This is a genomic window from Acinetobacter qingfengensis, from assembly GCF_008693185.1.
Taxonomy (GTDB): Bacteria; Pseudomonadota; Gammaproteobacteria; order Pseudomonadales; family Moraxellaceae; genus Acinetobacter; species Acinetobacter qingfengensis.
Map to the genome: position 1 here is coordinate 1 of NZ_VXKN01000014.1, position 25,217 is coordinate 25,217.

General features: G+C 36.8%; 25 protein-coding genes. 11 read left to right on the top strand and 14 right to left on the bottom strand.

Translation table 11 applies throughout. The features are described 5' to 3' along the window. Nucleotides 1–253: 253 nt before the first annotated feature. From F4V57_RS13975 to F4V57_RS13985, 3 genes are read right to left on the bottom strand one after another with little or no spacing between them, the layout of a single operon-like run. Nucleotides 254–553, bottom strand: a complete 300-nt coding sequence (locus tag F4V57_RS13975; RefSeq protein ID WP_070070855.1) for a hypothetical protein — start codon at nt 551–553, stop codon at nt 254–256. Next, nucleotides 547–1,791 carry a replication initiation factor domain-containing protein gene (locus F4V57_RS13980; RefSeq protein ID WP_081409281.1) on the bottom strand — a complete coding sequence of 415 codons (1,245 nt, stop codon included), beginning with the start codon at nt 1,789–1,791 and terminating at the stop codon, nt 547–549. Before F4V57_RS13980 ends, F4V57_RS13975 begins: the two co-directional genes overlap by 7 nt. A 3-nt stretch (nt 1,792–1,794) precedes the next feature. Beyond that, nucleotides 1,795–2,055 carry a hypothetical protein gene (locus tag F4V57_RS13985; protein WP_070070854.1) on the bottom strand — a complete coding sequence of 87 codons (261 nt, stop codon included), beginning with the start codon at nt 2,053–2,055 and terminating at the stop codon, nt 1,795–1,797. A 181-nt stretch (nt 2,056–2,236) separates the two neighbouring features. Between F4V57_RS13985 and hrpA the strand changes: the two genes are divergently transcribed. The 3 genes from hrpA to F4V57_RS14000 all read left to right on the top strand — a co-directional run bounded on the left by hrpA (nt 2,237) and on the right by F4V57_RS14000 (nt 8,061). Beyond that, a complete protein-coding gene (hrpA, locus tag F4V57_RS13990; RefSeq protein WP_070070853.1) occupies nt 2,237–6,124 on the top strand; it encodes an ATP-dependent RNA helicase HrpA in 3,888 nt (1,295 codons plus the stop codon). Between the two features lie 18 nt (nt 6,125–6,142). Continuing rightward, nucleotides 6,143–7,252, top strand: coding sequence for a beta-ketoacyl-ACP synthase III (locus F4V57_RS13995; protein WP_070070852.1), 1,110 nt, complete (start codon nt 6,143–6,145; stop codon nt 7,250–7,252). Nucleotides 7,253–7,449: 197 nt separating this feature from the next. Further along, nucleotides 7,450–8,061, top strand: a complete 612-nt coding sequence (locus F4V57_RS14000; protein ID WP_070070851.1) for a glutathione binding-like protein — start codon at nt 7,450–7,452, stop codon at nt 8,059–8,061. 123 nt (nt 8,062–8,184) lie between these two features. Here the strand turns inward: F4V57_RS14000 and thiS are convergent, their stop codons facing one another. The 6 genes from thiS to F4V57_RS14030 all read right to left on the bottom strand — a co-directional run bounded on the left by thiS (nt 8,185) and on the right by F4V57_RS14030 (nt 11,697). Next, nucleotides 8,185–8,385 (bottom strand): sulfur carrier protein ThiS, encoded by a 201-nt coding sequence (thiS, locus tag F4V57_RS14005; protein ID WP_070070850.1) that lies wholly within the window; start codon nt 8,383–8,385, stop codon nt 8,185–8,187. Between the two features lie 12 nt (nt 8,386–8,397). Continuing rightward, nucleotides 8,398–8,760, bottom strand: coding sequence for a DUF423 domain-containing protein (locus tag F4V57_RS14010; protein WP_070070849.1), 363 nt, complete (start codon nt 8,758–8,760; stop codon nt 8,398–8,400). A gap of 164 nt (nt 8,761–8,924) precedes the next feature. Continuing rightward, entirely contained in the window at nt 8,925–9,794 is an 870-nt protein-coding gene (gene rpoH / locus F4V57_RS14015; RefSeq protein ID WP_070070848.1) for an RNA polymerase sigma factor RpoH, read from the bottom strand. A 126-nt stretch (nt 9,795–9,920) separates the two neighbouring features. Further along, nucleotides 9,921–10,163: a sulfurtransferase TusA family protein gene (locus tag F4V57_RS14020; RefSeq protein ID WP_070070910.1), complete on the bottom strand. Its 243-nt coding sequence runs from the start codon at nt 10,161–10,163 to the stop codon at nt 9,921–9,923. A 71-nt stretch (nt 10,164–10,234) separates the two neighbouring features. After that, nucleotides 10,235–10,954: a UDP-2,3-diacylglucosamine diphosphatase gene (locus F4V57_RS14025; protein WP_070070847.1), complete on the bottom strand. Its 720-nt coding sequence runs from the start codon at nt 10,952–10,954 to the stop codon at nt 10,235–10,237. A gap of 233 nt (nt 10,955–11,187) precedes the next feature. Next, nucleotides 11,188–11,697, bottom strand: coding sequence for a peptidylprolyl isomerase (locus tag F4V57_RS14030; RefSeq protein ID WP_070070846.1), 510 nt, complete (start codon nt 11,695–11,697; stop codon nt 11,188–11,190). Between the two features lie 190 nt (nt 11,698–11,887). Between F4V57_RS14030 and F4V57_RS14035 the strand changes: the two genes are divergently transcribed. After that, nucleotides 11,888–13,609, top strand: coding sequence for a glutamine--tRNA ligase/YqeY domain fusion protein (locus F4V57_RS14035; RefSeq protein ID WP_070070845.1), 1,722 nt, complete (start codon nt 11,888–11,890; stop codon nt 13,607–13,609). A gap of 49 nt (nt 13,610–13,658) precedes the next feature. Here the strand turns inward: F4V57_RS14035 and F4V57_RS14040 are convergent, their stop codons facing one another. Beyond that, nucleotides 13,659–14,114: a hypothetical protein gene (locus tag F4V57_RS14040; protein WP_070070844.1), complete on the bottom strand. Its 456-nt coding sequence runs from the start codon at nt 14,112–14,114 to the stop codon at nt 13,659–13,661. Nucleotides 14,115–14,265: 151 nt separating this feature from the next. Here F4V57_RS14040 and F4V57_RS14045 point away from each other — a divergent pair, with 151 nt between their 5' ends. After that, nucleotides 14,266–14,601 carry a helix-turn-helix domain-containing protein gene (locus F4V57_RS14045; RefSeq protein ID WP_070070843.1) on the top strand — a complete coding sequence of 112 codons (336 nt, stop codon included), beginning with the start codon at nt 14,266–14,268 and terminating at the stop codon, nt 14,599–14,601. A gap of 92 nt (nt 14,602–14,693) precedes the next feature. On the opposite strand, the gene F4V57_RS14050 is transcribed toward F4V57_RS14045, so the two are convergent. Then, nucleotides 14,694–15,440, bottom strand: coding sequence for a YebC/PmpR family DNA-binding transcriptional regulator (locus F4V57_RS14050; RefSeq protein ID WP_070070842.1), 747 nt, complete (start codon nt 15,438–15,440; stop codon nt 14,694–14,696). Nucleotides 15,441–15,613: 173 nt separating this feature from the next. Next, complete coding sequence (locus tag F4V57_RS14055) at nt 15,614–16,162, bottom strand: 1-acyl-sn-glycerol-3-phosphate acyltransferase (protein ID WP_070070841.1); 549 nt, start codon at nt 16,160–16,162, stop codon at nt 15,614–15,616. A 263-nt stretch (nt 16,163–16,425) separates the two neighbouring features. On the opposite strand from F4V57_RS14055, the gene rarD reads away from it, so the two are divergent. Both rarD and F4V57_RS14065 read left to right on the top strand, forming a co-directional pair. Continuing rightward, nucleotides 16,426–17,346, top strand: coding sequence for an EamA family transporter RarD (gene rarD, locus F4V57_RS14060; RefSeq protein ID WP_070070840.1), 921 nt, complete (start codon nt 16,426–16,428; stop codon nt 17,344–17,346). Between the two features lie 216 nt (nt 17,347–17,562). Then, on the top strand, nt 17,563–19,020 hold the full coding sequence (locus F4V57_RS14065; RefSeq protein ID WP_070070839.1) for a glyceraldehyde-3-phosphate dehydrogenase: 1,458 nt from the start codon (nt 17,563–17,565) through the stop codon (nt 19,018–19,020). 214 nt (nt 19,021–19,234) lie between these two features. Here the strand turns inward: F4V57_RS14065 and F4V57_RS14070 are convergent, their stop codons facing one another. Both F4V57_RS14070 and ychF read right to left on the bottom strand, forming a co-directional pair. Beyond that, nucleotides 19,235–19,600, bottom strand: a complete 366-nt coding sequence (locus F4V57_RS14070) for a hypothetical protein (protein WP_070070838.1) — start codon at nt 19,598–19,600, stop codon at nt 19,235–19,237. 171 nt (nt 19,601–19,771) lie between these two features. Continuing rightward, nucleotides 19,772–20,863, bottom strand: a complete 1,092-nt coding sequence (gene ychF / locus F4V57_RS14075; RefSeq protein WP_070070837.1) for a redox-regulated ATPase YchF — start codon at nt 20,861–20,863, stop codon at nt 19,772–19,774. Between the two features lie 229 nt (nt 20,864–21,092). On the opposite strand from ychF, the gene F4V57_RS14080 reads away from it, so the two are divergent. The 4 genes from F4V57_RS14080 to F4V57_RS14095 all read left to right on the top strand — a co-directional run bounded on the left by F4V57_RS14080 (nt 21,093) and on the right by F4V57_RS14095 (nt 25,214). Further along, a complete protein-coding gene (locus F4V57_RS14080) occupies nt 21,093–21,860 on the top strand; it encodes a glutathione S-transferase family protein (protein WP_070070836.1) in 768 nt (255 codons plus the stop codon). A gap of 348 nt (nt 21,861–22,208) precedes the next feature. Then, a complete protein-coding gene (locus F4V57_RS14085) occupies nt 22,209–23,522 on the top strand; it encodes an MFS transporter (RefSeq protein ID WP_070070835.1) in 1,314 nt (437 codons plus the stop codon). Between the two features lie 19 nt (nt 23,523–23,541). Further along, complete coding sequence (locus F4V57_RS14090) at nt 23,542–24,294, top strand: class II aldolase/adducin family protein (RefSeq protein ID WP_070070834.1); 753 nt, start codon at nt 23,542–23,544, stop codon at nt 24,292–24,294. Further along, nucleotides 24,291–25,214: a 2-hydroxyacid dehydrogenase gene (locus F4V57_RS14095; protein WP_070070833.1), complete on the top strand. Its 924-nt coding sequence runs from the start codon at nt 24,291–24,293 to the stop codon at nt 25,212–25,214. Before F4V57_RS14090 ends, F4V57_RS14095 begins: the two co-directional genes overlap by 4 nt. Nucleotides 25,215–25,217: the final 3 nt, after the last annotated feature.

The following is a 25,217-nucleotide window of genomic DNA, read 5'->3' on the forward strand; positions in this document are numbered from 1 at the left end:
CACCATTAATTTCTATAGATCTAAAAAGATTAGGTTCTACAAATGCGACCCAAGATACACACGTTTGCACGTTGTCAATTAGTTGCAATGTTTCACAAACGTATGCCATTACTTAAATTCCTATTTCATAAAGTCAAAAATCAAAGCCAAAATAAGAAAACCAAGACATAACACCAAAAGAAAGAGAGGGAAAATAGTTATGATAAAACGAGTTATATTCATGTATTAAAACGCCTAATCATTAATTAAATTACTAATTTTTAGCTTGTACCTGTGGTTTTAAATCAACAATGACTAAAGTAGAGGTACGACCATTTGTGACTTGTTCTAATGTGACATCGGCAACAAATGGAAATTTAATTCCTGTCACTTTTAAATGATCAAAATTAGATGAATTCCCCCATTTAATTTCTTCACTGGCTGCACCAAGATAATCTTCACCTTGTTTCATACTAACTTCTTGGTACAAAACAGTATTGTCATAAGGCTTACCGTTAAAATCTCCCTTGGATTTTTTTGCACCTAATACTTTAATGGTTGCGTTCATTAACATTTGGATATACTCCGTTCATAAATGGATTGATTAATAGCAGTGACGTGCTGAAATAAAGGCAAGTCATCAATTTTTTGAGTTGCAAGAGATATATTTTGCTTTGCAAGCATAATTGCACTTGTCATTGCAAATTTAAGGCGAGAAGGTACTTCATCTTTTTCAGATGAAAGCATTTCAACAATTTGTTCATCTGAAAAAATTTTTCGATAAAAACGTATATATTTACCAAATTGATGTTTAGTTATTTCAATTGATTTTTCTAAATTTATTTCGCCTTGTTTTTTTATAATTTCTGTTTTTTCAGCATTAATAAATTGACCTTTTAATGTTTTGGCCAGCCATTGAAAACAAGGATATGCACCTACAAAATAAGGAGAAGGGCAAAGTAATATGTCTAGCGGAATATATCGATCTGTTGCTTTAAATTCAACTTCAGCACGTGTCCAAAGACTAAGAGCATCGCCTTCTTTTTTACCTTTTTCGTATATTCTGCAATATTTTCCAGATTCACGATGACCAATATTTAATGTTCGTCCGCGACCATTTATACGTTTCCATGAACCTTTATGTTCAATGTTAGGCATTTTTCCACCGCAGTAGAAACCACCATTAGAATCCCATTCATCGGCTAGATCGACACTTAGATAGTCACCCTGTAAATCATCATGTGCTAAATCAATTCGTCGTAATTCTGCACGTTGGAAATCATTAAGTATGTATTGATATAAAGTTTTTTCCCAACCACGAACTGCTAAGGCACAGCCAGTGCCATTAATTTGTACTGTAATTTTCTTTGAGTTGTGGCCGTACAAAACCATACCAAGACTTGAGCCATCATGTTCTTGTAATTCATAGGCAAATTTATGATGTATCATGCCGTTTTTGCGGCGTTTACCCAGCCCAAAGCCAAAAATTTCATATAACCAAGGTTCAAGTAAGTGTTCTATAGCCCAAGTTAAACCGTCTTCTTCATATTCTGAAGAGATATGGAGATATTGCGTACCTAATGTTTCTACGCCAAAGCTAAAAGTTACCCAATCAATAGATGCAATTTTTAATTCGTCACATGGCACTGAATGCAATATTGGGAAAGTACCTTTTTCAGTTTTAATTAATTGTACGTTGTCCAGATTTCTTGGAAACTTGTACATATCAGATGTCTGATACTCATCCGTTACCCCCATCTTATAAAAAGGGGGATTTTCGCAATCCCATGGTTTTTTCAATGTTTTGCTCATTTTTTAATCCAACCCAATTTGTGCCAATTCAGTGTTGCTTTGATCAAAGTTTTGGACGTGAATATCAATTTTTGAAAAATCGTAGCTATATTCATTTGCAACGACAGAAAGTTGCTCAAGACAAATTTGTGTTTTATGAGCAGGGCAAAAACATTGCAGAATTTGTGAACCATGTTGAGCTACAATATCCGCTACTTGATTAAAGGCAGCTTGTATAAAGTCTTGTCTTGTTTTGAATTTGATTTCTTTTTCTGATGAAGACATAAGATCATCTCAACACTATTTGAATAGTGCCAAGATACAAGCACTTTGGGCTAGCAAATTGTTATGGGATGATCTGTTATGGTGATTTAACTCAGCATGTATTTAGAATATTGTCAAAAAAGCGTAGAATAACCGACTTTCATTTTGTAAATAGGAAGATCGTTTGAGTAGTCGTGGCAGCATGCAAAATAATGAAATGGTCATGGCAAAAGACCGTTATCGTTTATCTCGTCTAAAGCATGGTAAGCATCAGGATTTACACCAATATGAACAGTTGCTGGCGCATTCGCAGCGACAAGTTGCTGCACGTAAACAACGTCTTCCCGAAATTCATCTCAATCAGGATTTACCAGTTAGTCAATATGCCGATAAACTGATACAGGCAATTCAAAAACATCAAGTCATTATTGTAGCAGGCGAAACTGGTTCTGGTAAAACAACCCAGTTGCCCCAGATTGCCATGCTGGCTGGGCGAGGATTGACCGGATTAATTGGCCATACCCAGCCTCGCCGTCTTGCTGCCCGAAGCGTTTCGCAACGTATTGCCGAAGAACTTGGGCAACCATTGGGACATACGGTATCCTTTAAAGTGCGCTTTAATGAACAAGGTAATCAGGATTCCTTGATTCGTTTAATGACGGATGGGATTTTACTGGCAGAATTGGGACATGACCGCTTTCTGAGCAAATATGACACCATTATTATTGATGAAGCGCATGAACGCTCACTGAATATTGATTTTATTTTAGGATATATCAAGAATATTTTACCTAAACGTCCTGATTTAAAAGTCATTGTCACCTCTGCCACACTAGATGTAAATCGCTTTAGTCAATATTTTCACAATGCGCCAATTTTCGAAGTGGAAGGTCGTAGCTTTCCTGTAGAAGTCCGCTATCGTCCCATTTCTGAGCTTACCATTGCTGGCAGTGATGATGACGATTTTGATGATTTTGAGGAAAATTTACCTCTTGCAGTTGTGCAGGCTGTAGAGGAATGTTTTGCTGATGCCGATGAAAAAGGCCATCCAGAACATGCAGATATTTTGATTTTTTCCAGTACTGAGCAGGAAATTCGGGAGCTACAGGAAACCTTACAAAAACATGGACCCAGACATACCGAAATTTTGCCATTATTTGCAAGATTAGGTTTGTCTGAGCAACAAAAAATTTTTAGTCCAACAGGAAAAGGGCGAAGAATTATTATTGCAACCAATGTAGCAGAAACAGCATTAACCGTACCAAATATTCGCTATGTCATTGATAGTGGATTTGCCAGAATTTCACGTTATAGCTATCGTTCACGGGTACAACGCTTGCCGATTGAAGCTATTTCTCAGGCAGCAGCTAATCAGCGTAAAGGACGTTGTGGTCGTATTGCGCCAGGGGTATGTATTCGTTTATATAGCGAAGATGATTTTCTGGGCCGCCCAGAATTTACCGAACCTGAAATTAAACGTACTAATCTGGCATCTGTGATTTTACAAATGCAAAGTCTGGGTTTAGGTCAGTTAGAAGATTTTGATTTTATTGAGCCGCCTGATCATCGTCTGGTTAATGATGGTCGAAAATTATTGATTGAACTGGGTGCATATCAGGAACATTCGGTGCAGTCTTTTGCTTCTGCTAAAGCGAAGAATAAAGGTGGTTTAACTAAAGTCGGTCAAATAATGGCAAAAATGCCAATTGATCCAAGATTGGCTCGAATGTTAGTTGGCGGCGCTCACTTTGGTGTATTGGCAGAAACCTTGATTATTGTATCTGCACTGGCAGTACAAGATCCTAGGGAAAGACCTGCTGATAAACAAATGCAGGCAGATCAAAAACATGCTTTGTTTCGGGAAGGCGAATCTGATTTTTTGTTTTATTTAAAACTCTGGCAAACCCTGATGTCATTAAAAACAGAACATCAATTGTCAGAGAATAAAAGACGTCAATTTGCCCGACAGCATTTTTTAAGCTGGTTACGTTTACGAGAATGGCGACAAACTTATCAACAGCTTAAAGACATGACCCTGCAATTGGGCATGACACTAAATGAAAAACAAGCCAGTTATGAAAATCTACATCGCGCATTACTCACAGGCTTATTGTCTTTTATTGCGCAGAAAACAGATGAGCGCAATATTTATCAGGCTGTGCGGCAGCAAAAAGCCAAAGTTTTTCCGGCAAGTACTCTACATAAATCCAATACGCCTTGGGTAATGGCTTTTGAAATGGTAGAAACCTCACAGGTATATTTGCGAACATTAGCAAAAATTGAACCCGAATGGATTTTACTGGCTGCACGTGATTTATTGAAATATCATTATTTTGAACCACATTGGTCAAAAAAATCAGGTATTGTCAATGCTTATGCGCAAATCTCGTTATTTGGTCTGATTATTCAACCCAAACAATTGGTTAATTTTGAAAAAGTTGATCAGGATGCAGCACATGAGATTTTTGTGCGAGATGCACTGGTTAGCGGAAATTTGGGGATTAATCCGGCATTTCTACAACATAATTTATTAAAATTACAGGAAATTGAGCGGGTTGAGGATAAATTGCGTCGTCGTGATCTGGTCGTAGATGAAGAAACCTTATATCAATTTTATGTGGAAAAAATTCCTAAAGAAATTGCATCACGCCGTAGCTTTGAGGATTGGTGCGCTACTGTAGAATCACAAAATCCTCGATTTCTATATTTTAATGAAGAGGATTTATGGTTAACCGATCGTCCAACCACAGCACAATTTCCTGATCAGTTAAAAAATGGTCAGTTAAAATTAGCAGTAAGTTATCATTTTGATCCAAGCCATGATGAAGATGGTGCAACAGTAACCATTCCTTTGCAGGCTTTGTCACAGGTTGACCCTGCACAATGGTCATGGGGGATTGCTGGTTGGCGGCAGGACTTAATTGAAGCCTTGCTAAAAAGTTTGTCAAAAGATAAACGCCGTTTATTTGTTCCTATTCCTGATACAGCTTGTCGTTTAATGCAGCAAATTCAGCCGTCAGACTTGCAAAAACATATTCGTGACGTGTTGGCTTTTTTGTTGCGTGGGGAAGGCATTCAAGCTCAAGATTTTAATTTTGATCATTTACCTACATATTTATTGCCATTCATTAAAGTCATTGATGAGCGTAAACGTATCATCGAAAAAGGACGAAATCTTGAGGAATTACAGGCACGTTGTCGCGTACAAACCATTCAACCTGTAAAGCAGCTTAAAGGGGAATTTTTTGAATTTCCTGTGGATTTTCATTTTGAATCAGAGCAAAAAGTATCGGGTGTTGTGGTGCAGAATTTTCAGGCATTGGTGCCAGTTAAAGCATTTGCAGATTTGGATAACAACGCTAAAACCGGTGTGGTGATCCAGCAATTCCATGATTTGCTTCAGGCACAAAAACAGCATCGTGAAGGGATTTTGCAGTTGGTATATTTGCAGTTAGGTGATGCGGTTCGTCAACTTAAAAAGCAGATTTCTAAACCTTTGGCAATGGCATTTTCCCCGTTGGGAGAAAAAGCAAAGCTGGAAAAATTACTGATTTATGCCACTTTGCAAATGACTATTACCGATAATGCTACAACTCAGGTCGAATTTAACCGATTGCTGGAAAAGAGCAAACAAACTTTTTTACAACAGGGACAAAAAGTTTTATCAATTCTGACCGATATCTTTACCTTATGGCAGAAAATTCGTCAGTCACTTTTAACTGTTGATTTTCAAGTGTTTGAGCGTAGTATCAATGATATTGAAGATCAATTGGATTTAATGCGACTAGGAGAATTTGTTTATCAGATCGCACCAGAAATCTGGCTGGAATATCCACGTTATCTAAAAGCTCTAGATATTCGTCTGGAACGTTTACCCAATAATTTGGCACGCGATGAAGATGCAATTGTTATTGTTGATCCATGGATGGATAAATTATTTAATGTTTCTGCTGCAAAGGATACGCAAATATATGTCATGGTTGAGGAGTTACGCATTTCGTTATTCGCTCAACCCATGAAAACCAAAATTCCCATATCTGAGTCACGCCTGCAAAAAGCATGGGTAAAACTTGATCTGGCTAAAAAGTAACATATTAAAGGAGTCTGCATGAGCATTCGTATTACAGGCACAGGCGTATACACACCACCACAAAGCATTAGTAATGAAGAGCTGGTACAAAGTTTAAATGCTTATGTTGCACGTTATAACCATCAACATGCCGAAGAAATTGCCCGTGGTGAAATTGAAGCATTAAGGGATTCAACAGCAGATTTTATCGAAAAAGCATCAGGGATTAAATCTCGTTATGTTGTAGAAAAAACCGGTATTTTAGACATTGACCGTATGCGTCCATATTTGCGTGAAAGAAGTAATGATGAACTTTCTTTGCAAGCAGAAATGGGCCTTGCCGCGGCAAAAATTGCCATGCAAAATGCCGCAGTCAGTGCTGAAGATATTGATGTTGTGATTTTATCCTGTTCCAACATGCAGCGTGCTTATCCGGCTGTCGCAATTGAAATTCAAAGTGCATTGGGTATTCAAGGCTATGCCTATGACATGAATGTAGCATGTTCGGCAGCAACTTTTGGCTTAAAACAGGCACATGATGCAATTAAATGTGGTGCCAAACGTGTTCTATTGATTAATTCAGAAATTACTTCCGGTCACAATGACTATACTTCAAGGGATAGTCACTTTATTTTTGGTGATGTTGCAACAGCCTCAATCATTGAAAATACCACAGCCAAAGCAGGATTTGAGATTGTAGACTGTGTGTTGCATACACAATTTTCCAATAGCATTCGTAATAATTTTGGCTTTTTGAATGCCAGTGAGCAGGCCACACATGGCTTATTATTTAGACAAGATGGACGTAAGGTTTTTAAGGAAGTTTCTCCTTTGGTGGCTAAAACCATTAAAGATCAGTTACAACGTTTGAATATTGATATACAGCAAACCAAACGATTCTGGTTACATCAAGCCAATGCCAATATGAATGCCTTAATCCTAAAATTAATTGCAGGAAAAGATATCGAATCGGAGCGTATGCCGATCGTTTTGGATGAGTTTGCCAACACGTCATCCGCTGGGGTCATTATCGTACTTAATCGTACTGCTGATGAGGTAAACGAAGGAGAATATGGCGTACTATGTTCTTTTGGTGCGGGTTATTCCATCGGTTCTATCGTATTAAAAAAAGTAGCAGCGACAGTATAATTTTTTAGAAATCCTGAAAAACTGTCTCAAAATTTGGGGCAGTTATTTATTAAATTTAAAAAATAGATTGATTTGCGTGAAATTTGAGCGTTTGTGGTGTTTTAATACATAAGTTATTACATCATCACTACGCTTGGTACTTGCAAGATGCTTGTGAACCCACTAAAACTAAAGAGAGTTAATAACAAGGAAACACAATGAAACTGTATTATTCACCAGGTGCCTGCTCATTGGCAGCACATATTATTTTAAATGAAATTAATGTAGATTTTGATCTGGAGCGTGTTGATTTAAGTTCTCATACTACCGAAAAAGGCAGAGATTATTACGAAATTAACTCGAAAGGTTATGTGCCAGCCCTTGAAATTAATCCAGGTTTAATTTTAACCGAAAATGTGGCTGTACTTCCATTTTTAGCACAGCATGATCCAAAACAAGATCTTATTCCACCTTCAGGTTTGGGACGGGCTAAAGTTCTGGAATGGCTGGGTTATCTGAACTCTGAAGTACATGATGCCTATGCTGTATTTTTTAGTCAAAAACTTGAGGGCGAAGCAAAACAACGTGCCTATGCTGAAATTGATCGTTTGTTACAGTATGTTGAAGATTATCTGGCAGAAGTAGATACAGATTATCTTGTGGATGATAATTTCGGTCCAGCAGATGCATATTTGTTTGTGTTAACCAATTGGTCTGCTGGAATAGGTCATGATCTTAGTAAATTTAAAGAAATTAATGAATTAAGAGAGGTTGTGGCAAAACGGCAATCCGTACAATTGGCAATGAAAGATGAAGGATTGGTGGATTAATTTAATTTTGAATATATTTGGAATTTGTATACTATCTAGATATACAAATTCCAGAATTAAATATAAATATCGTCTATCTTATACATCAATGATGGCAAATTTGATTTGATACGTATTAAAAATTTATCCGCCACCCACAGCATGAATAATTTCAATACGATCATCAGATTGAATAGCGGTATTGCTCAAACGACTTTTGGGAATAATCATTTCATTTACTTCAACAGCAAAGCGTTTTCCTTCCAGTCCTAATTCCTGAATTAATGCAAATAACGTAGTGTGTGTTGTCTGCTGTTGTTCGCCATTCAAAAAAATGGTTGTCATGTTATAAACTCCTTAAATTTGTTTAAATGCTTTCCATGCGAGTGTAAGCCAGCCTAAAATCATGAATAACCCTCCTAAAGGTGTGATTGCACCTAAACCCCGAGGCAAGCCAAGTGCCATGATATAAAGTGAACCACAAAACAATAAAATCCCGATTTGAATCAGCCAGAAAGGTACTTTAATCGAAATTTGTGTATAAACTTTTGCAATGATTGCTAGGGCAAGTAACCCTAATGCATGGTAAAAGAAATAATCTGTAGCAGTATGCCACCATGCTAATTGTTGTTCTGAAGCAATTTTTTTTAAGCCATGTGCACCAAACGCACCAAGCATTACAGCAAATGCCAGATTAATGGCAGCAATTCCCATCCACATTATTTTTCACCTTTTCATATTGAAAATGCAATAAAAGCATCAAAAATGATGCTTTTATTGTACGCAAAATAATTTGTGAATAAATACTTTTATATTATTTTAGAGGTATTACAAGCACAAAAACAGGTTTTCATGATGCAAATAACAGTAAAAATCTGTGAATTTTAACCTGCTGACATAGCCACTTTAATTTTTTCCATAGCGTTTTTTTCAAGCTGACGAATACGTTCAGCCGATACGTTGTACTCTGCGGCTAATTCGTGCAAGGTCGATTTATTATCATCTAACCAGCGGCGTTGTAAGATATTACGGGAGCGATCGTCTAGTTTTTCCATTGCTTGATGTAATGCATTGGCATTTTGATCTTCCCAGTCTTCCTCTTCAATTAGACGGGCTGGATCATAACGGTTATCTTCTAGATACAAAGCCGGTGCTGTGTAATGGCTATCCTCATCATCATCGCCTTGTGCTTCAAATGCTGCATCATAGGCAGTCAGACGACCTTCCATTTCCAGAACTTGTTCTGGAGTAACATTTAAGTCATTGGCAATCGCCTGAGCTTCTTCAAGTGTTAATTTTTTGCTAGACTTCTTGAGGCTGCGTAAATTAAAAAATAACTTACGTTGGGCTTTGGTTGTTGCAACCTTTACGATTCGCCAATTGCGAATCACATATTCGTGAATTTCTGCTTTAATCCAGTGAACGGCAAACGAAACCAGACGTACACCCATATTAGGGTCAAAACGTTTAACTGCTTTCATTAAACCCAGATTACCTTCCTGAATTAAATCCCCTTGTGGCAAACCATAGCCTGCGTAACTACGTGCGATATGCACAACAAATCGCAAGTGCGACATGACCAGCATTTTTGCTGCATCAAGATCCTGATCATAATAATATCGTTCAGCGAGTTCTTTTTCTTGCTCTGCGGTAAGAATTGGAATTTGATTAACTGTGCTGATATAGGCGCCAAGATTGACGCCAGGCGCAGACAATGACAGGGGCATTAATTGGTTGCTACTGTCAGTAGTCATGTAAACTCCTTGATAGGGATGGGATTCCCAAAGCTTTATCTTAAAGAGAAGCCCATGGATATGTAAGTAAGATTGCGTTTCAATATGTAAATAAATATACCAAAGGTATTCAATTCTAATGAAAAATTAAGATTTTTCAATATAGTAATGAAACTCATTGGTTTGTTGAGTCATCTGTAAAATATTTAAATTCTGAATTTTACAAAAATGAATTAAATCCTGCTGGCTATTGGGATCAGTTGCCTTTACCAACAGGATTTGCCCTTGTAATGCGATTTTTAAGGTACGTTTCAGCATAAGAATCGGCATTGGACAAGGTTGTTGACGAGCATCAATTTCGTGATCTACGGAAAAATTCGATTCTGACATGATCAGGTGCGGATATAAAGTCAAATGATAATCTTGGCAAGTTACATGCAAAAACACAATATGAATTGTTGTTAAAAACGCCAATCAAAAAAATTAATTTGGCCATTATTCTCAAGTAAAACAATTTTTGCACAACCTGTATCTTCTCGCCAATCTCCTAGAACAATTCTTTGTTGTGCCTCGTTGAGATGATGAATTGCAGGCCGGTGCGTATGTCCATGAATCAGGATATTGATCTGCTGCATTTGCCGATCGACTTCTTGAAAATTAACATCAATTGGCTGGTAATGGGTTTGTGTCTGACGCTGCTGACTTTTCCTTCTAAAATAATCAGCAAGTTTACGTTTGAGGTAAAAGGGTAAAATTTTCAGAAAATTTAAAATGATCGGATTGCGAATCACGCTTTTAAATTTTTGATAGGCAATATCATCGGTACACAAAGCATCGCCATGTTCAATGCGAATATGTTGTTGTTGCCAATCCAAAAAATAAGGCTCTTGAAGTAAAATGCCATCAAAGCGATTTAAAAATCCTTGTCCAAGAACAAAATCCCGATTGCCACACAGAAAATAAATACGATTACCGGATGCAGTAAACTCACGAAGTTGTTTAACAATAGGTAAAAGCCATGCACTTGGATCACCATCAGCAAGCCAGACATTAAACCAGTCACCTAAAATGTATAATTCAGTTGGTTGATGTTGATAGTGCTTCAATAATGACAAAAATCCCTGAATCAGACGGGGATGATCTTCTGATAAATGCAGGTCGGAAATAAATAATTTTTGCATTGTCATTGAGTACAATAAAGAGGAATGAAGTATTATCTAATTTGTTTGTTGATCCTCTACATTGTAGAAGATTTTCTAAAAAGCAATATGGCTGTCAAACCCTATTTTTAAACCTTCCTAAGCAAATCAAACATTTTAACATTTCAAGATGTGATCTGAACTTGTGCTTAATCTTTTGGGAAATAGTTAAATTTGACAGCCTTGCTTGATAAAAGCAATTTGAAGTAATGATATTATTCGGCAATAATTTTTGCAGATTCAATTACCACATTTTCAACTGGCACATCTTGATGATAGCCACGAGAACCTGTGCGTACTCCTTTAATTGCATTGACAATGTCCATACCCTCAACAACTTTACCAAACACAGCATAGCCCCAACCCTGAGTGGTTTTACCTGTATGATTAAGGAAAGTATTGTTGGCAACGTTGATAAAAAATTGTGCAGATGCAGAATGTGGTGCTTGAGTACGTGCCATGGCAACACTACCAATTTCATTGACTAAACCATTGTCAGCCTCATTTTCAATTGAATCACGAGTAGTTTTTTCACGGAAATTTTCATCCATACCACCGCCTTGAATCATGAAATTATCAATAACACGGTGGAAGATTACACCATCATAGAAACCATCACGAACATACTGTAAAAAATTTTCAGCAGTTTTCGGTGCTTTTTCGGTGTTTAATTCAAGGACAATACGACCCTTATTGGTGTTTAATTCAACTTGAGGAAAACTCATTTATGCATCTCCTGAGCATGGACTTCAAAAAGCCATGTGTTTTTAGTTGAGAGAAGGATAAGCAAACTGTAAACTTCATAGCAAGTAAAAAATAAATTTTCCTGTTTCAAAATTGCTATTTTTGAGCATTTTAGCGAAAATTTACGATTAGCTTTTAACTTTAACCTTTTTTTAATAGTGATGTAAGACGATGAACTCAAATGAAGTTGTAAACAAGGTGCCGAATATTCCTCCAGCAAATACCGATGTTGCCGGCGAACAGCAAGCACAACAACCGGGTTTGGACTTCATTCGTCAGGTTATTAGCGAGGATTTGGCTACAGGTAAAACCAACGAGGTGGTTACACGTTTTCCACCGGAACCAAACGGTTATCTGCATATCGGGCATGTTAAGGCAATTTGTCTAAATTTTGGTGTTGCCAAAGAATATGGTGGTTATTGTAATTTACGTTTTGATGATACCAATCCGGATGCAGAGGAACAGGAATATGTTGATGGTATTGCCAATGATGTAAAATGGCTAGGTTTTGATTGGAAAGGCGAGCCTTGCTACGCTTCAAGTTATTTTGACCAGCTATACACCTGGGCAGTACAATTAATCCAACAGGGCGATGCCTATGTTGATTTGCAAAGCCCTGAACAAATCCGTCTAAACCGCGGTAATTTTAATGAAGCTGGAAAAAATTCACCATATCGTGACGCCAGTGTAGAAGAAAATTTGGCTCGTTTTGAACACATGCGAGATGGTACTTTTAAAGAAGGCGAAGCAGTTTTACGTGCCAAAATTGATATGGCCAGTGCTAATGTGCATATGCGTGACCCGATTCTTTATCGTGTGTTACATAGTGAACATCATCAAACTGGTGATAAATGGAAAATTTATCCAATGTATGATTATGCTCATCCACTTTCTGATGCCATTGAAGGTGTTACACATTCATTGTGTACGTTAGAATTTCAGGATCACCGCGCATTCTATGACTGGGTAATTGAAAAAGTCCATTCTGAAAGTATTCCTCGACAATACGAATCTTCCCGATTAAATATTGATTACACCATTACCTCTAAACGTAAATTACGCCGTTTGGTTGAAGGTGAGTTTGTGCATGGCTGGGATGATCCACGTATGCCAACAGTGGTAGGAATGCGCCGCCGTGGTTTTACAGCAGAAGGTCTGCGTGATTTTTGTAAACGTGTAGGCGTGTCTAAAACAGATGGTGTGGTTGATGTGGCTATGCTGGAGTTCTGTATTCGTCAATCGTTGGAAAATAGTGCTGCACGTGGGATGGCGGTACTTAATCCATTAAAAGTTACCTTAACAAATTTACCTGAAGATATGGATCTTACCCATGCACGTCATCCAAATGTAGATATGGGTGATCGTGTTATTCCTTTAACCAAAGAAATTTATATTGATCGTAAGGACTTTGAAGAGGTTCCACCAAAAGGCTTTAAACGATTAGTTCCTAATGGGGAAGTCCGTTTACGTCATGCCTATGTGATTAAATGTGATGAAATTATTAAAGATGCACAGGGCGAAGTGATTGAACTTAAATGTTCAATAGATCCGGAAACTTTAGGAAAAAATCCGGAAGGACGTAAAGTTAAAGGTGTAATTCATTGGGTTTCTGCAAATAAAGGCGTTACTGCGGAAGTGCGGGTTTATGATAGGTTATTCAGTGTATCAAATCCGGAAGAAGGCGATGATTTTCTTGCTAATTTAAACCCGGATTCGTTAAAGGTCATTCAAGCAGTAATTGAACCGGCCTTGGCACAGGCACAGCCAGAAGATCGTTTCCAGTTTGAAAGAGAAGGTTATTTTGTTGCAGATCGTTATGATCATTCCGCACAAAAGCCTGTATTTAACCGTATTCTGGATTTAAGGGATAGCTTTAAACCTGAGAAAAAATAATACCTGTGTAATCCCTTCATTGATCAGTTCAGTGAGGGGATATATTACTTTAAGACCAAGTATTTACTTCTTCTTGAGATAATAAAAGAATCTCCCGAATGGTTTTGATGAGTACAAACGTATTGACTTGTTCAGGATCAATACCGTCACTGATATGGTCTGTCAGATTTAATGCCAATAATATCGTAGGATCTGTTTTTGACAGAATTTTCTCCTGCAAACATGCATGAATGTAATATTCATAATAATTAATTCTGTGTTTTATGGCTGCTATTGTGATGTGATAACTATATTTTTCACATAATTGAATTAAGATTTGGTTGAGATCATAATACGATACCGAACGCTTTAAATATAGAACAGCGAATAAAGAAAAACAAAAGAAATCAAATTCATCCATGTGTTTAATCTGAATACCAATACTCTCCAGTTTCCTTCTAATTTTATTATTTAACTGATTGAATTTAATAGTAATGCTAATTATATCATCTTGATTTTCAGACATAAAATTACTCTCTTTTTTTAAATAATGAATTAATGCCGTAAAAAAACAACAAAGTTTTGTCTAACAAAACATAAGTATTGCATAAAAATACATATATAGCAAAATATGTTGTAACACTGTACTTAACTAGTGTGATTTAAATTTTGAGTCAATGAATATAGGTAATGCAGTACGTTTTTTGAGAAAGAAAAAAGGTTGGACTCAGCAACAATTGGCAGATTTTTCTCATACATCAAAAGGCAATATTTCCAATCTGGAGAATGGGAATCAAGGTTATAGCCCTGCAATATTGGAATATCTGGCTCAATCTCTGGATTGTTCAGTTGCTCAGATTTTTTTATTGGCGGAACATCTCAATGAAAAAGGAGAAACTCCCATTGAGTGGGAATATATGCCGATAGATGCTTTATTTATACAATTACCTAAAGAGGTACAAGATAGTTTGAGAAATCATATTTGTACTTTGCTAAAACAAAATACATCGTAAAACGTTTAATTTTTTGTGGTGTAAATAGAGCAATAGAAAAGTGAGTAAGTATTGCCATACTTTAAAAAGGTATGGCAATCATGAAGTCATTGTTAATCCAGTTGTTCAAGGACGTCATCACTAAATTCAACATTGGTGTATACGTTCTGAACATCATCCAGATCTTCAAGCATATCAATCATTTTCACGATTTGTTTGGCTTGTTCGATGTCAGTGATCTCTGCTTTGGTTGATGGGCTCATAGTGACTTCCGCATTATCAGATTTTAATCCAGCAGCGGTAAGTGCATCCTGAACTGTACCAAAATTTTCTGGTGAAGTAATAACAATGATTTCGTCTTCATCAACTTCAATGTCTTCCGCACCAGCTTCGAGTGCGATATCCATGATTTTGTCTTCTAGACTAGTATCTTCAAAGGTAATCTCACCACGTTTGGTGAATAAATAAGAAACTGAACCATTGGTACCCAGATTACCATTGGTTTTCGTAAAGCAATGGCGTACATCAGGTACAGTACGATTTAAGTTATCTGTCATGGTTTCTACCAAAACGGCAACACCACCGACACCATAACCTTCATAAGTTACTTCATTCAAATCGTCATTATCTTCACCACCTGCACCACGCTGAATTGCACGGTTAATTGCATCACGAGTCATATTAACAGCTAATGCTTTTTCAACAACTGCACGCAAACGGGGGTTGCTAGTTGCATCACTACCACCAAGTTTTGCGGCAGTAACAATTTCCCGAATATATTTGGTAAAAACTTTGGCACGGCTGGCATCTTGTTTTGCTTTACGATGCTTTGTGTTCGCCCATTTAGAATGACCTGCCATTTAAAAAATGCTCCAATAATCTAAAACTGAATCAGTAAAATGTGCCGTGCATCTTATCACAAGCCACATTTTCAGAAAATATTTGCTTTCAAAGAAATCCTGAACTTTCATTCATATAAATTATGAAAAGATTTATAAAAATAGGGCAGTGATCGAATTAAAAATAGATATATTTATTCAGGAATTTTCACATCAATGCCTAACTCAGCATATTTGGCTTTGATGATTTTTAAATCTTCCTCCAGATTATCTGGATAGATTTTTGCAAATACACCACCCCGTTTGGTTGGTGCATGTGCATACATGAGTACGATTGGTACACCAGCTGCTTTGGCAATATGCCAAAAGCCTGTACGGATCGGTCTGCGTTCATCACCATTTTTAGCTCTGGTTCCTTCAGGTGCGATCACCAGTGAAAACTTTTCATGTTGGTTGAATAATTGCACCATTTGTCCAACAATATCCTGTTTATTATGTCGATCAACGGGAATACCACCGATAGCTTGCATAAAAGGTTTAAGTGGGCCTTTGAATAATTCTTTTTTTATCAATGTGTGTATTTTAATATCTAATGTAGCAAATAAGGCTAGAGATAATACAGCATCCATATTGGAAGTGTGCTCAAAACCAATCAATACTTGTTTGTTTTCCAATAGTGTTGGATCAACATCGTATTGCCAGCCTGCAATTTTAAAAATCGATTGACCGATAAACTTCTTCATAATGTTCTGGTTGCAATGAAAAGCGTTAAAGCATGCCTGAAAAAACTGAAAAAGCAATGTCATGATTGCCTAATTTTTTATGAAACTAATCGTATTTGTTATTAAAGAAATTTAAAATATGATTTGCTAAAAATCTCCGGAAAAGTTAAGCGCAAAATTTGTTTTGGCGTTGATTCTTGTTTAGCCACTGTCATAATAGCCCGATAAAGGCATATCCACATCACAACTAAAAAGTGTGAATATAATCATGAGGGAGTAAATAGATGTTTAGAGGCATCGGTTTGTCGGTATTGGCATCTGTTACATTTGGTTTTTTATATCTTTATTCTAAATTATTAGCACCTTTAGACAGTGGGCAAACTTTTGGTTGGCGTTTAATCGCAACAATTCCTTTTTTAACTTTGATTATGTGGTGTTTTGGAGATATTAAGTTAATTGGAGAAATTTTTAAACGTATTATTGAAAAGCCAATATTTTTATTATTTCTTTTGTTGTCTTCTTTTTTGGCTTCTGTACAGTTATGGCTGTTTTTATGGGCACCCATGAATGATCGGGGCTTGGAAGTTTCTCTTGGCTATTTTTTATTGCCCTTGGTTTTAGTGTTTAGTGGTAGTTTGCTATATAAAGAAAAACTGTCTTTTTTACAAAAAATTGCGGTATTTTTCGCTTTAATTGGTGTTGGGCATGAATTTTGGCAGCATGGTATGATTGCATGGGAAACCGCTGTCGTTGCTTTTGGTTATACCGCATATTTTTTATTGCGTAAAAAAATACAAACCGATCATTTGGGTGGTTTTTGGTGGGACATTGCATTAAGTTTACCTGTCGCATTTTTCTTTGTTTTGTCTAGAGATGGGCTAGCAGTTTTTTCTCAATATCCAATCTTATGGTTAATTATTATCGGCCTTGGTGTTCTAAGTACTTTAGGGTTGGGAAGTTATATTTTATCTAGCCGTTATTTGCCTTTGGTATTATTTGGCCTGCTAAGTTATCTCGAACCTGTTTTGTTGGCAATAGCTTCTCTTTTCTTGGGAGAGAGTATTCAAACAGATGAATTGTTAACTTATATTCCAATTTGGTTGGCGGTTTTTGTATTAGTGATTGAGGGAGCTTTACATTTGATCAAACAACATAGACAAAAACTCGCTTTACGCAAAAAAACAAAGTATTTAAATAAAATGTAAGTTTCGTATCTTATCATTAGATTGCTGAAATTTTAATGATATTTATTTGTTTCACAAAAATAAAGCAAAGTAAATGTTATTGATATTTATTTTGTTTATAGTGACTATAAATTCTATTACTGAATTTATAGATTTTAATAACCATTATTTTCTATTAAAATGTTTGGTAATTTAAAACAGATTTTCCGCTTAATAATTATCTAGAGGATATGTTCCGTGAGTAAAGACACTATTATCGCCCTACATCAAGAACATCAAGGACGTTGGAAAAATCGTGAAGAAATTGCTGAGCGCATGATTGCGCTAATTGGTCAACTGTATCGCGAAAAAAATATTGTGACCACAATTTACGGACGTTCTTTGGTTAATCGTTCTGTAATTCAGATTTTAAAAGCGCATCGTTTAACTCGTATGATGGACGTAGAATTGTCTGTTGTGCATACTGTTCCATTACTTGAAGCTTTGGTTAATATTGATAATATTGGTTCAGCGGAAATTGATCTGGGTAAATTAGCGACTGAATATAAAGAACAAGGTGGAGATATTGATGCTTTTGTTAAAAAAGCAGTCCAGCCAATTCAAGGGCATGCAGCCACTTGTGAAACCAAAGATGTAGTGTTATACGGTTTTGGTCGTATTGGTCGTATTCTTGCTCGTTTAATTATTGGTCAATCTGGTTTAGGTCGTGGTTTAAGCTTAAAAGCCATTGTTGTACGAAAAACAGCGGATGGTGATTTGGCAAAACGTGCATCCTTGTTACGTCGTGACTCAATTCATGGTTCATTCTCAGGTACAATTTCCATTGATGAAGAAAATGAAGCAATCATTGCAAATGGTAACTTTATCAAAGTAATTTATGCATCTAGCCCAAGTGAAATTGATTATACTGATTATGGCATTGAAAATGCTTTACTAATTGATAATACTGGTAAATGGCGTGATAGCGAAGGTTTGGCACAACATTTACAATGTAAGGGTATTTCTCGTGTGGTTTTAACTGCACCAGGTAAAGGTGACATGAAAAATGTCGTTTATGGTGTGAATCAAAACGATATTCTGGATGAAGATACAATCATTTCTGCTGCAAGTTGTACAACCAATGCAATTACACCGGTATTAAAAGTTTTACATGACAAATATGGCGTATTAAATGGTCATGTTGAAACAGTGCATTCATTTACCAATGATCAAAATTTAATTGATAATTATCACAAAGCTGATCGCCGTGGTCGTGCTGCGACTTTAAACATGGTTATTACCGAAACTGGGGCAGCTAAGGCTGTGGCAAAAGCTTTACCAGCATTGAAAGGAAAACTGACAGGGAATTCGGTACGTGTACCAACACCAAATGTTTCTTTAGCGATTCTAAATTTGACTCTTGAAAAAGAAGCAGATCGTGAAGAGGTCAATGAATACATTCGTCAAATTTCTATTTATTCTAATTTACAGGGACAAATTGGCTATACCAACTCTCCAGAAGTGGTATCCAGTGACTTTATTGGTTCTCGTACAGCGGGTGTGTTTGATGCACAAGCAACGATTGCTTCAGGTACACATTTAACAGCTTATGTTTGGTACGATAATGAAGTTGGTTATAGCTGCCAAGTATTACGTATTGCCGAGCAAATGTGTGGTGTGAGCTATCCAAAAATTCCAGCAGAAAGTACAACATAATTAGAGTTCGTTGACGTTTCATCTGTGTTTGAAAAATGAGCATGTAGGATGCAAGATTTTTTGGCGATATATGGTTATGAAATGTCAACAAGCGTTTAAAAGAGCATAAAAATGGGCTATGCGCCCATTTTTAGTGCCTGAAATTCGAATAAATACAAAAATTGAATGTATAAAAAAACCATGCACATGGCATGGTTTTTAAACAAAATTTAGCTTAGTTAGATGCTGCATTTTTCACATCATTTGCTGTTTTCTCAACAGCACCTGCAACAGCAGCAGTGGCTTCTTTTGCAGATTCCTTCGCAGAATCAGCCGCTGCTTTAGCGGAAGCAGTTGCATCGTGTGCTGCATCATGTGCAGCATTGGACGTAGATGTAATAGCATCAGAGGCTGCTGCACCAGCATCATGTGCAGCCGCATTTGCAGAAGCAGCGGCTTGTTCAGCAGAGGTAGCAGCTTGCTCAGCAGAAGCTGCTGCTTGTTCGGCAGAAGCTGCATGCGCATTTGGCTCTTCTTTTTTGGCACAGCCAACAATAGCAAGTGTTGAAGCCAAACCTAAGCTAAGTAAAAGTTTGTTCATTATTAATTCCTCTTATGGCATCCATGGATGTAATAAATGTCAATTAAAAACACGATCATTTAAAACATCCATTTGTTTCAGTGTTTAATCGTATCATCACGAGTTTTATGGCAGACAATAGTATTATTGGATTTTTCACTGTTGTCTGTATTGAACTGTATCACACTTTATTTAAACATTGAAACGGAAGTGCATGACGTCACCATCCTGTACGACATAAGTTTTACCTTCCAGTCGCCATTTTCCTGCTTCTTTAGCGCCATTTTCACCCTGATATTGAATGAAGTCATTGTATGCAATCACTTCTGCGCGAATAAAGCCTTTTTCAAAATCAGTATGGATTACTCCAGCGGCTTGAGGGGCTGTTGCACCGACTTTGACAGTCCATGCACGAACTTCCTGCACACCAGCAGTAAAATAGGTTTGTAAACCAAGTAGAGCATAGCCTGCACGAATAACCAGATTCAAGCCGGGTTCTGCCATTCCCATGGCTTCCAGAAATTCTGCACGTTCATCATCTTCAAGTAAGGAAATTTCGGCTTCAATCTGATTACATAATGGAACAACAACAGCATTTTCTGTTGCTGCAAGTTCTTTGACAGCATCAAGATGTGGATTATTTTCAAAACCATCTTCGGCTACATTGGCAATATACATGGTTGGTTTTAATGTTAACAAACCAAATCCACGTAAGGCTTTTTTCTCATCATCAGAAAGATCTGCGGCACGAGCAGGACGACCTTCATCTAAAAAGGGTAATAATTTTTCTAATACTGCTTTTGTTGCAACAGCATCTTTATCTCCACTTTTGGCAACCTTGGTTAAACGGGTAACAGCCTTACCCACAGTTTCCAGATCAGCCAAAGCCAGTTCGGTATTAATGGTTGCAATGTCATCCAGTGGATCAATTTTACCATTAACATGGATAACATTTTCATCTTCAAAGCATCGTACAACGTGTGCAATTGCATCAGTTTCGCGGATGTTGGCTAAAAACTGGTTACCCAGACCTTCACCTTTTGATGCACCTGCAACCAAACCTGCAATGTCTACAAATTCCATAGTGGTAGGTAATATACGTTGTGGTTTAACAATTTCGGCAAGGCGATCCAGACGTTCATCAGGAACAGGCACAATGCCTGTATTGGGCTCAATTGTACAGAATGGAAAATTTTCTGCAGCAATGGCTGCTTTTGTTAATGCATTAAATAAAGTAGATTTACCAACATTGGGTAAGCCGACAATTCCGCAATTAAAACCCATGAAAAAACCTTTAAAACTTGGTTATAAAATTGCGCTTATCTTACAGCAAATAGACCTTAAAGTCAGGTGAAAACATCGGACGAGCTGGTTGTTGAGTAGTATTTTGTCAGTTAATTTGATCAATATGCAGATTGGCATAAAAACTACTGCTAAATCCTTTAAAAGATCACTACAATGACAAGTTAAATATCTTGATGTAATTTTAAAAATAACAGTAAATGGAGTCAGAATGCGCATTTTATATCAATTTCCTTTATCTCATTTTTGTGAAAAAGCTCGCTGGTTACTTGATCATAAAGAGTTGGATTATGTTGCACAAAACTTAACTCCGGGACTGCATCGTATAAAAATGCTTTTACATACTAATCAACATGCTTTGCCTGTGCTTAAAGATGGTGAGCAATGGATTACAGATTCAACAAAAATTGCGCTTTATCTGGATCAAAATTATCCTGAACATACTTTGATTCGTAAGGAGGCAGAATTACGCGATCAAATTTTGAGTATCGATGCAAAAACTCAGGAATTAGGAAATCATGTTAGGCGCTGGTTATTTTTTTATATCTTAAAACAGGAAAACAGTAATACGCTTGATGTTATTTTGGGAGAAAAAGGCATCTTGCGAAACTGGCAAAAATTGTCTGTACCTGCGATGAGATTAGCTCTAAAAAGAATGCTGAATATTAATGAACAAAGTGTGGGGGAGTCCAAGATTCGTATGGATGAGTTGATTGAGGAATTTAATCAGACTCTAATCGAAAATGGAGGGCGGTATTTAGTTGGACAGAGATTGACACTTGCAGATATTGCCGTTTGTAGTATGTTTGCACCATTATTGATGATTGAAGGTACACCATGGGAGCTAGATTTATCACAGCATTATGAGTCAGAAGTGTTACAGAGTCGGGCACAATTAATGCAGTTGCCCTTGGGGCAATACATACAACGTGTTTACGATACTGAACGTAATGCAAGAATTGATTGGCGAGGAATTTAATAAGATATCGTTTTGTAAAAAGTGGGTGTAATAAAAACTTATATCAAAAATTATAATAAATTTATAAAAGAGCAATTTTGGTGCAAATAATTTGTGGTTTTGCATCAAAATTATTCATAAAAAAGAAAAATATTGACTAAAAATTTTAACTTGCACCAATCTAATAGGGTATTAGAAAAACTTATTCTCTACTTAAAAATTATTCTCTTGTGAATGCTTTTTGTTTTATCTTATTTTAAAAAACGTAATCACGAAATGAGTTTTTAGCAAACACATTAAATAAAGATTTAATCTGATTTTGATGTAAAGCCAAATTCTCCTACACCTCACAAATTAAGGGTGATCATTATGGAAAAAGATCAATCAAAACGTGCTGCCGCAGCAGCATTTATGGGAACTACTATTGAGTTTTATGATTTTTATGTGTATGCAACAGCTGCAGCATTGGTTTTAGGACATGTATTTTTTCCGACTACTGATCCAGTTACTGGTACTTTGGCTGCATTTGCAACGTTTGCAGTCGGATTTATTGCCAGACCATTGGCTGGATTAATTTTTGGTCATCTAGGTGATAAGCTGGGTCGCAAAAATATGTTGCTGTTTACAATGATATTGATGGGAATAGCAACGACAGGAATTGGTTTAATTCCAAGCTATGCCAGTATTGGTATCTGGGCACCAATTTTACTGATCGTATTGAGGTTTTTACAGGGCATATCTGTAGGCGGGGAATGGGGTGGTGCAGTATTAATGGCAAGTGAACATGCGCCAAGCCACAAAAAAACATTTTTTGCTTCATTTGCACAACTTGGTAGTCCGGCTGGTCTAATTCTATGCTTATTGGTATTTAAAGCAGTCACTTCATTAGATGAGGCTGATTTTTTATCTTGGGGATGGCGTATTCCATTCTTATTAAGTTTTGTCTTAATGGCTGTGGGATTCATTATTCGCTTTGGTGTCAAAGAATCACCAGAGTTTGCACAGGCAAAAGCACAAGCTGAAACAGTTAAATATCCTTTAAAGAATTTGTTTAAATATTATTGGCCTCATGTGATATTTGCAGGTTTGGCAATTACCATTGGTTCAGCAGGTTTTTTCTTTACTAATACATTTATGATCACATACGTGACGCAGTATTTGGGTATTGAGCGTCAAACTATTTTAAGTGCTTTATTCTGGGTAACAGTTTTGCAATTTCTTACTATGCCATTGTTTGCATTATGGGCAGAAAAGATAGGAGCAGCTCGCTTTTTGGTCGGAATTGCTGTGGTATGTTTGATTGTTCCATATCCGATGTTTATGTTAGTTGAAACAAAAAATATTTTATTAATCACGTTGGGAATTACTTTAGCTGTAGTGTCTTTATCTGCTTTGTATGCTGTTGTTGCAGGTTTTATGGCAAATGCATTTCCAACTGAGGTTCGCTATTCCGGAATTTCTGTTTCATATCAATTTATCGCAGCTTTAGCTGGCGGTACAACTCCTATTATTGGCACACTTTTAGCCAAAAATTATGCGGGAGAATGGTTGCCGTTAGCTTATCTATTTACTTTCCTTTCAGCAATGTCGTTGGTTGGTATTTTGGGTGTGAATTACCTACAACGCAAAAACAAAGTTGCAGAGAATACAGCCGCTTTATCTAATGAAGAAATTACCCAGTAACATAAAAGGAAATTCAGCTATGACTAACCATCCAAGTATTCAGGCAGAAGAATGGTCTGCACGTTGTCAACTTGCTGCTTTATATCGATTAATTGCATTTTATCGTATGACAGATTTGATTGATACCCATATTAGTTTTCGTGTACCTAGCGAACCAGAACATTTTTTAATTAATCGTTATGGTGTTCCGTTTGATCGAATGAAAGCATCTGATTTAGTAAAAATTGATCATGATGGAAAAATTGTTGAAGATTATGATCAGGGAAAACGAGTAAATGTGGCTGGTTTTGTTATTCATGGCGCAATTCATCAAGCTCGTGCAGACATTAATTGCGTGATTCATACACATACCGCAGATGGTATTGCTGTTTCAGCACAACAAGAAGGTTTACTGCCATTATCTCAACATGCCATGAAGTTTTATCAAAGATTGGGTTATCACGAATATGAAGGCATTGCTTTATCTATGGAGGAGAGAGAACGCTTAGTTGCTGATCTAAGTCAGCATCGCTGCATGATTTTACGTAACCATGGTTTATTATCTACTGGCGAATCAATACCTCGTGCATTTCATGAAATTTATTTTCTGGAAAGAGCATGTCAGGCACAAATTAAAGCGATGGTTAGTTCCAAGTTGCATTTACCTAGTTCAGAGGTTTGTGAGCGTACGGCACGTCAATTCGATCGTGATGGTGTAGAGCAAATTATTGAAGATGCTTGGCAGGCAGCATTGACTTTGATTGAAAATCAAAAAGAGGACTATTGTTCATGATTGTTATCGCGTCAACTGTCCCTAAAGTTGAAAAGATTTTATATGATGCTTTTTTGCAATATGCACCTGAAGATTCCTTTTGTTTACCTGATGATATTCGTGCTACACAGGCAACAACAGCAGCATGTTGGTTTCCGGATATTGAGAAAATCAAGCAGTTACCTAATTTGCAATTAATTCATTCTATGGCCGCAGGTGTTGAGCACCTTAATTTGGAAAAAATTGATGTAAATTATCAAGTATGCCGAATTGTGGACGATAAGCATAAACAGGGCATGTTGAATTATCTGCAATGGGGAATCTTATATTATCAGCGTGACTTTGATTTATATCTTTCTCAGCATAAACAACAGCTCTGGCAACAATGGCCACAACATAATCCGCAAGATATCTCTATTGGTATTATGGGACTAGGAGAACTAGGAGCTTATGTTGCAGAACATCTTGCTCAGCAAGATTATCAAGTGGTTGGATGGTCCAAATCACCAAAAAATTTAAATAATATAACATGTTATACGGACTGGAATGATTTTGATGCTTTTTTATCAAAAAGTCAGATTCTGATTAATTTATTGCCATTAACTCCAGAAACAAAAGGTATTTTATCTGAGGCTACATTTGCAAAGTTACCTCAGGGAGCTGCATTAATTAATAGTGGTCGGGGTGATCATTTGGTAGTTGAGGATTTACAGGAATATTTGAATTCAGGACATTTAAGAGGTGCGATTCTGGATGTATTTCCAAATGAGCCGTTAGATCAACATAGTGTGCTTTGGTCTGAACCAAAGGTTTTAATTACACCACATATTGCCTCACATACGTCCTTGAAAATTGTTGTAGAGCAAATTCTGGAAAATGATCAACGATTAAAAAATGCTGAATCCTTACTCAATCAAATAGATGTAAAAAGAGGTTATTAAACA

Coding starts and splice junctions, on each gene's coding strand:
- F4V57_RS13975 (WP_070070855.1), bottom strand. CDS start 553: ATGTTAATGAACGCAACCATTAAAGTATTAGGTGCAAAAAAATCCAAG.
- F4V57_RS13980 (WP_081409281.1), bottom strand. CDS start 1,791: ATGAGCAAAACATTGAAAAAACCATGGGATTGCGAAAATCCCCCTTTT.
- F4V57_RS13985 (WP_070070854.1), bottom strand. CDS start 2,055: ATGTCTTCATCAGAAAAAGAAATCAAATTCAAAACAAGACAAGACTTT.
- hrpA (WP_070070853.1), top strand. CDS start 2,237: ATGCAAAATAATGAAATGGTCATGGCAAAAGACCGTTATCGTTTATCT.
- F4V57_RS13995 (WP_070070852.1), top strand. CDS start 6,143: ATGAGCATTCGTATTACAGGCACAGGCGTATACACACCACCACAAAGC.
- F4V57_RS14000 (WP_070070851.1), top strand. CDS start 7,450: ATGAAACTGTATTATTCACCAGGTGCCTGCTCATTGGCAGCACATATT.
- thiS (WP_070070850.1), bottom strand. CDS start 8,385: ATGACAACCATTTTTTTGAATGGCGAACAACAGCAGACAACACACACT.
- F4V57_RS14010 (WP_070070849.1), bottom strand. CDS start 8,760: ATGTGGATGGGAATTGCTGCCATTAATCTGGCATTTGCTGTAATGCTT.
- rpoH (WP_070070848.1), bottom strand. CDS start 9,794: ATGACTACTGACAGTAGCAACCAATTAATGCCCCTGTCATTGTCTGCG.
- F4V57_RS14020 (WP_070070910.1), bottom strand. CDS start 10,163: ATGTCAGAATCGAATTTTTCCGTAGATCACGAAATTGATGCTCGTCAA.
- F4V57_RS14025 (WP_070070847.1), bottom strand. CDS start 10,954: ATGCAAAAATTATTTATTTCCGACCTGCATTTATCAGAAGATCATCCC.
- F4V57_RS14030 (WP_070070846.1), bottom strand. CDS start 11,697: ATGAGTTTTCCTCAAGTTGAATTAAACACCAATAAGGGTCGTATTGTC.
- F4V57_RS14035 (WP_070070845.1), top strand. CDS start 11,888: ATGAACTCAAATGAAGTTGTAAACAAGGTGCCGAATATTCCTCCAGCA.
- F4V57_RS14040 (WP_070070844.1), bottom strand. CDS start 14,114: ATGTCTGAAAATCAAGATGATATAATTAGCATTACTATTAAATTCAAT.
- F4V57_RS14045 (WP_070070843.1), top strand. CDS start 14,266: ATGAATATAGGTAATGCAGTACGTTTTTTGAGAAAGAAAAAAGGTTGG.
- F4V57_RS14050 (WP_070070842.1), bottom strand. CDS start 15,440: ATGGCAGGTCATTCTAAATGGGCGAACACAAAGCATCGTAAAGCAAAA.
- F4V57_RS14055 (WP_070070841.1), bottom strand. CDS start 16,162: ATGAAGAAGTTTATCGGTCAATCGATTTTTAAAATTGCAGGCTGGCAA.
- rarD (WP_070070840.1), top strand. CDS start 16,426: ATGTTTAGAGGCATCGGTTTGTCGGTATTGGCATCTGTTACATTTGGT.
- F4V57_RS14070 (WP_070070838.1), bottom strand. CDS start 19,600: ATGAACAAACTTTTACTTAGCTTAGGTTTGGCTTCAACACTTGCTATT.
- ychF (WP_070070837.1), bottom strand. CDS start 20,863: ATGGGTTTTAATTGCGGAATTGTCGGCTTACCCAATGTTGGTAAATCT.
- F4V57_RS14080 (WP_070070836.1), top strand. CDS start 21,093: ATGCGCATTTTATATCAATTTCCTTTATCTCATTTTTGTGAAAAAGCT.
- F4V57_RS14085 (WP_070070835.1), top strand. CDS start 22,209: ATGGAAAAAGATCAATCAAAACGTGCTGCCGCAGCAGCATTTATGGGA.
- F4V57_RS14090 (WP_070070834.1), top strand. CDS start 23,542: ATGACTAACCATCCAAGTATTCAGGCAGAAGAATGGTCTGCACGTTGT.
- F4V57_RS14095 (WP_070070833.1), top strand. CDS start 24,291: ATGATTGTTATCGCGTCAACTGTCCCTAAAGTTGAAAAGATTTTATAT.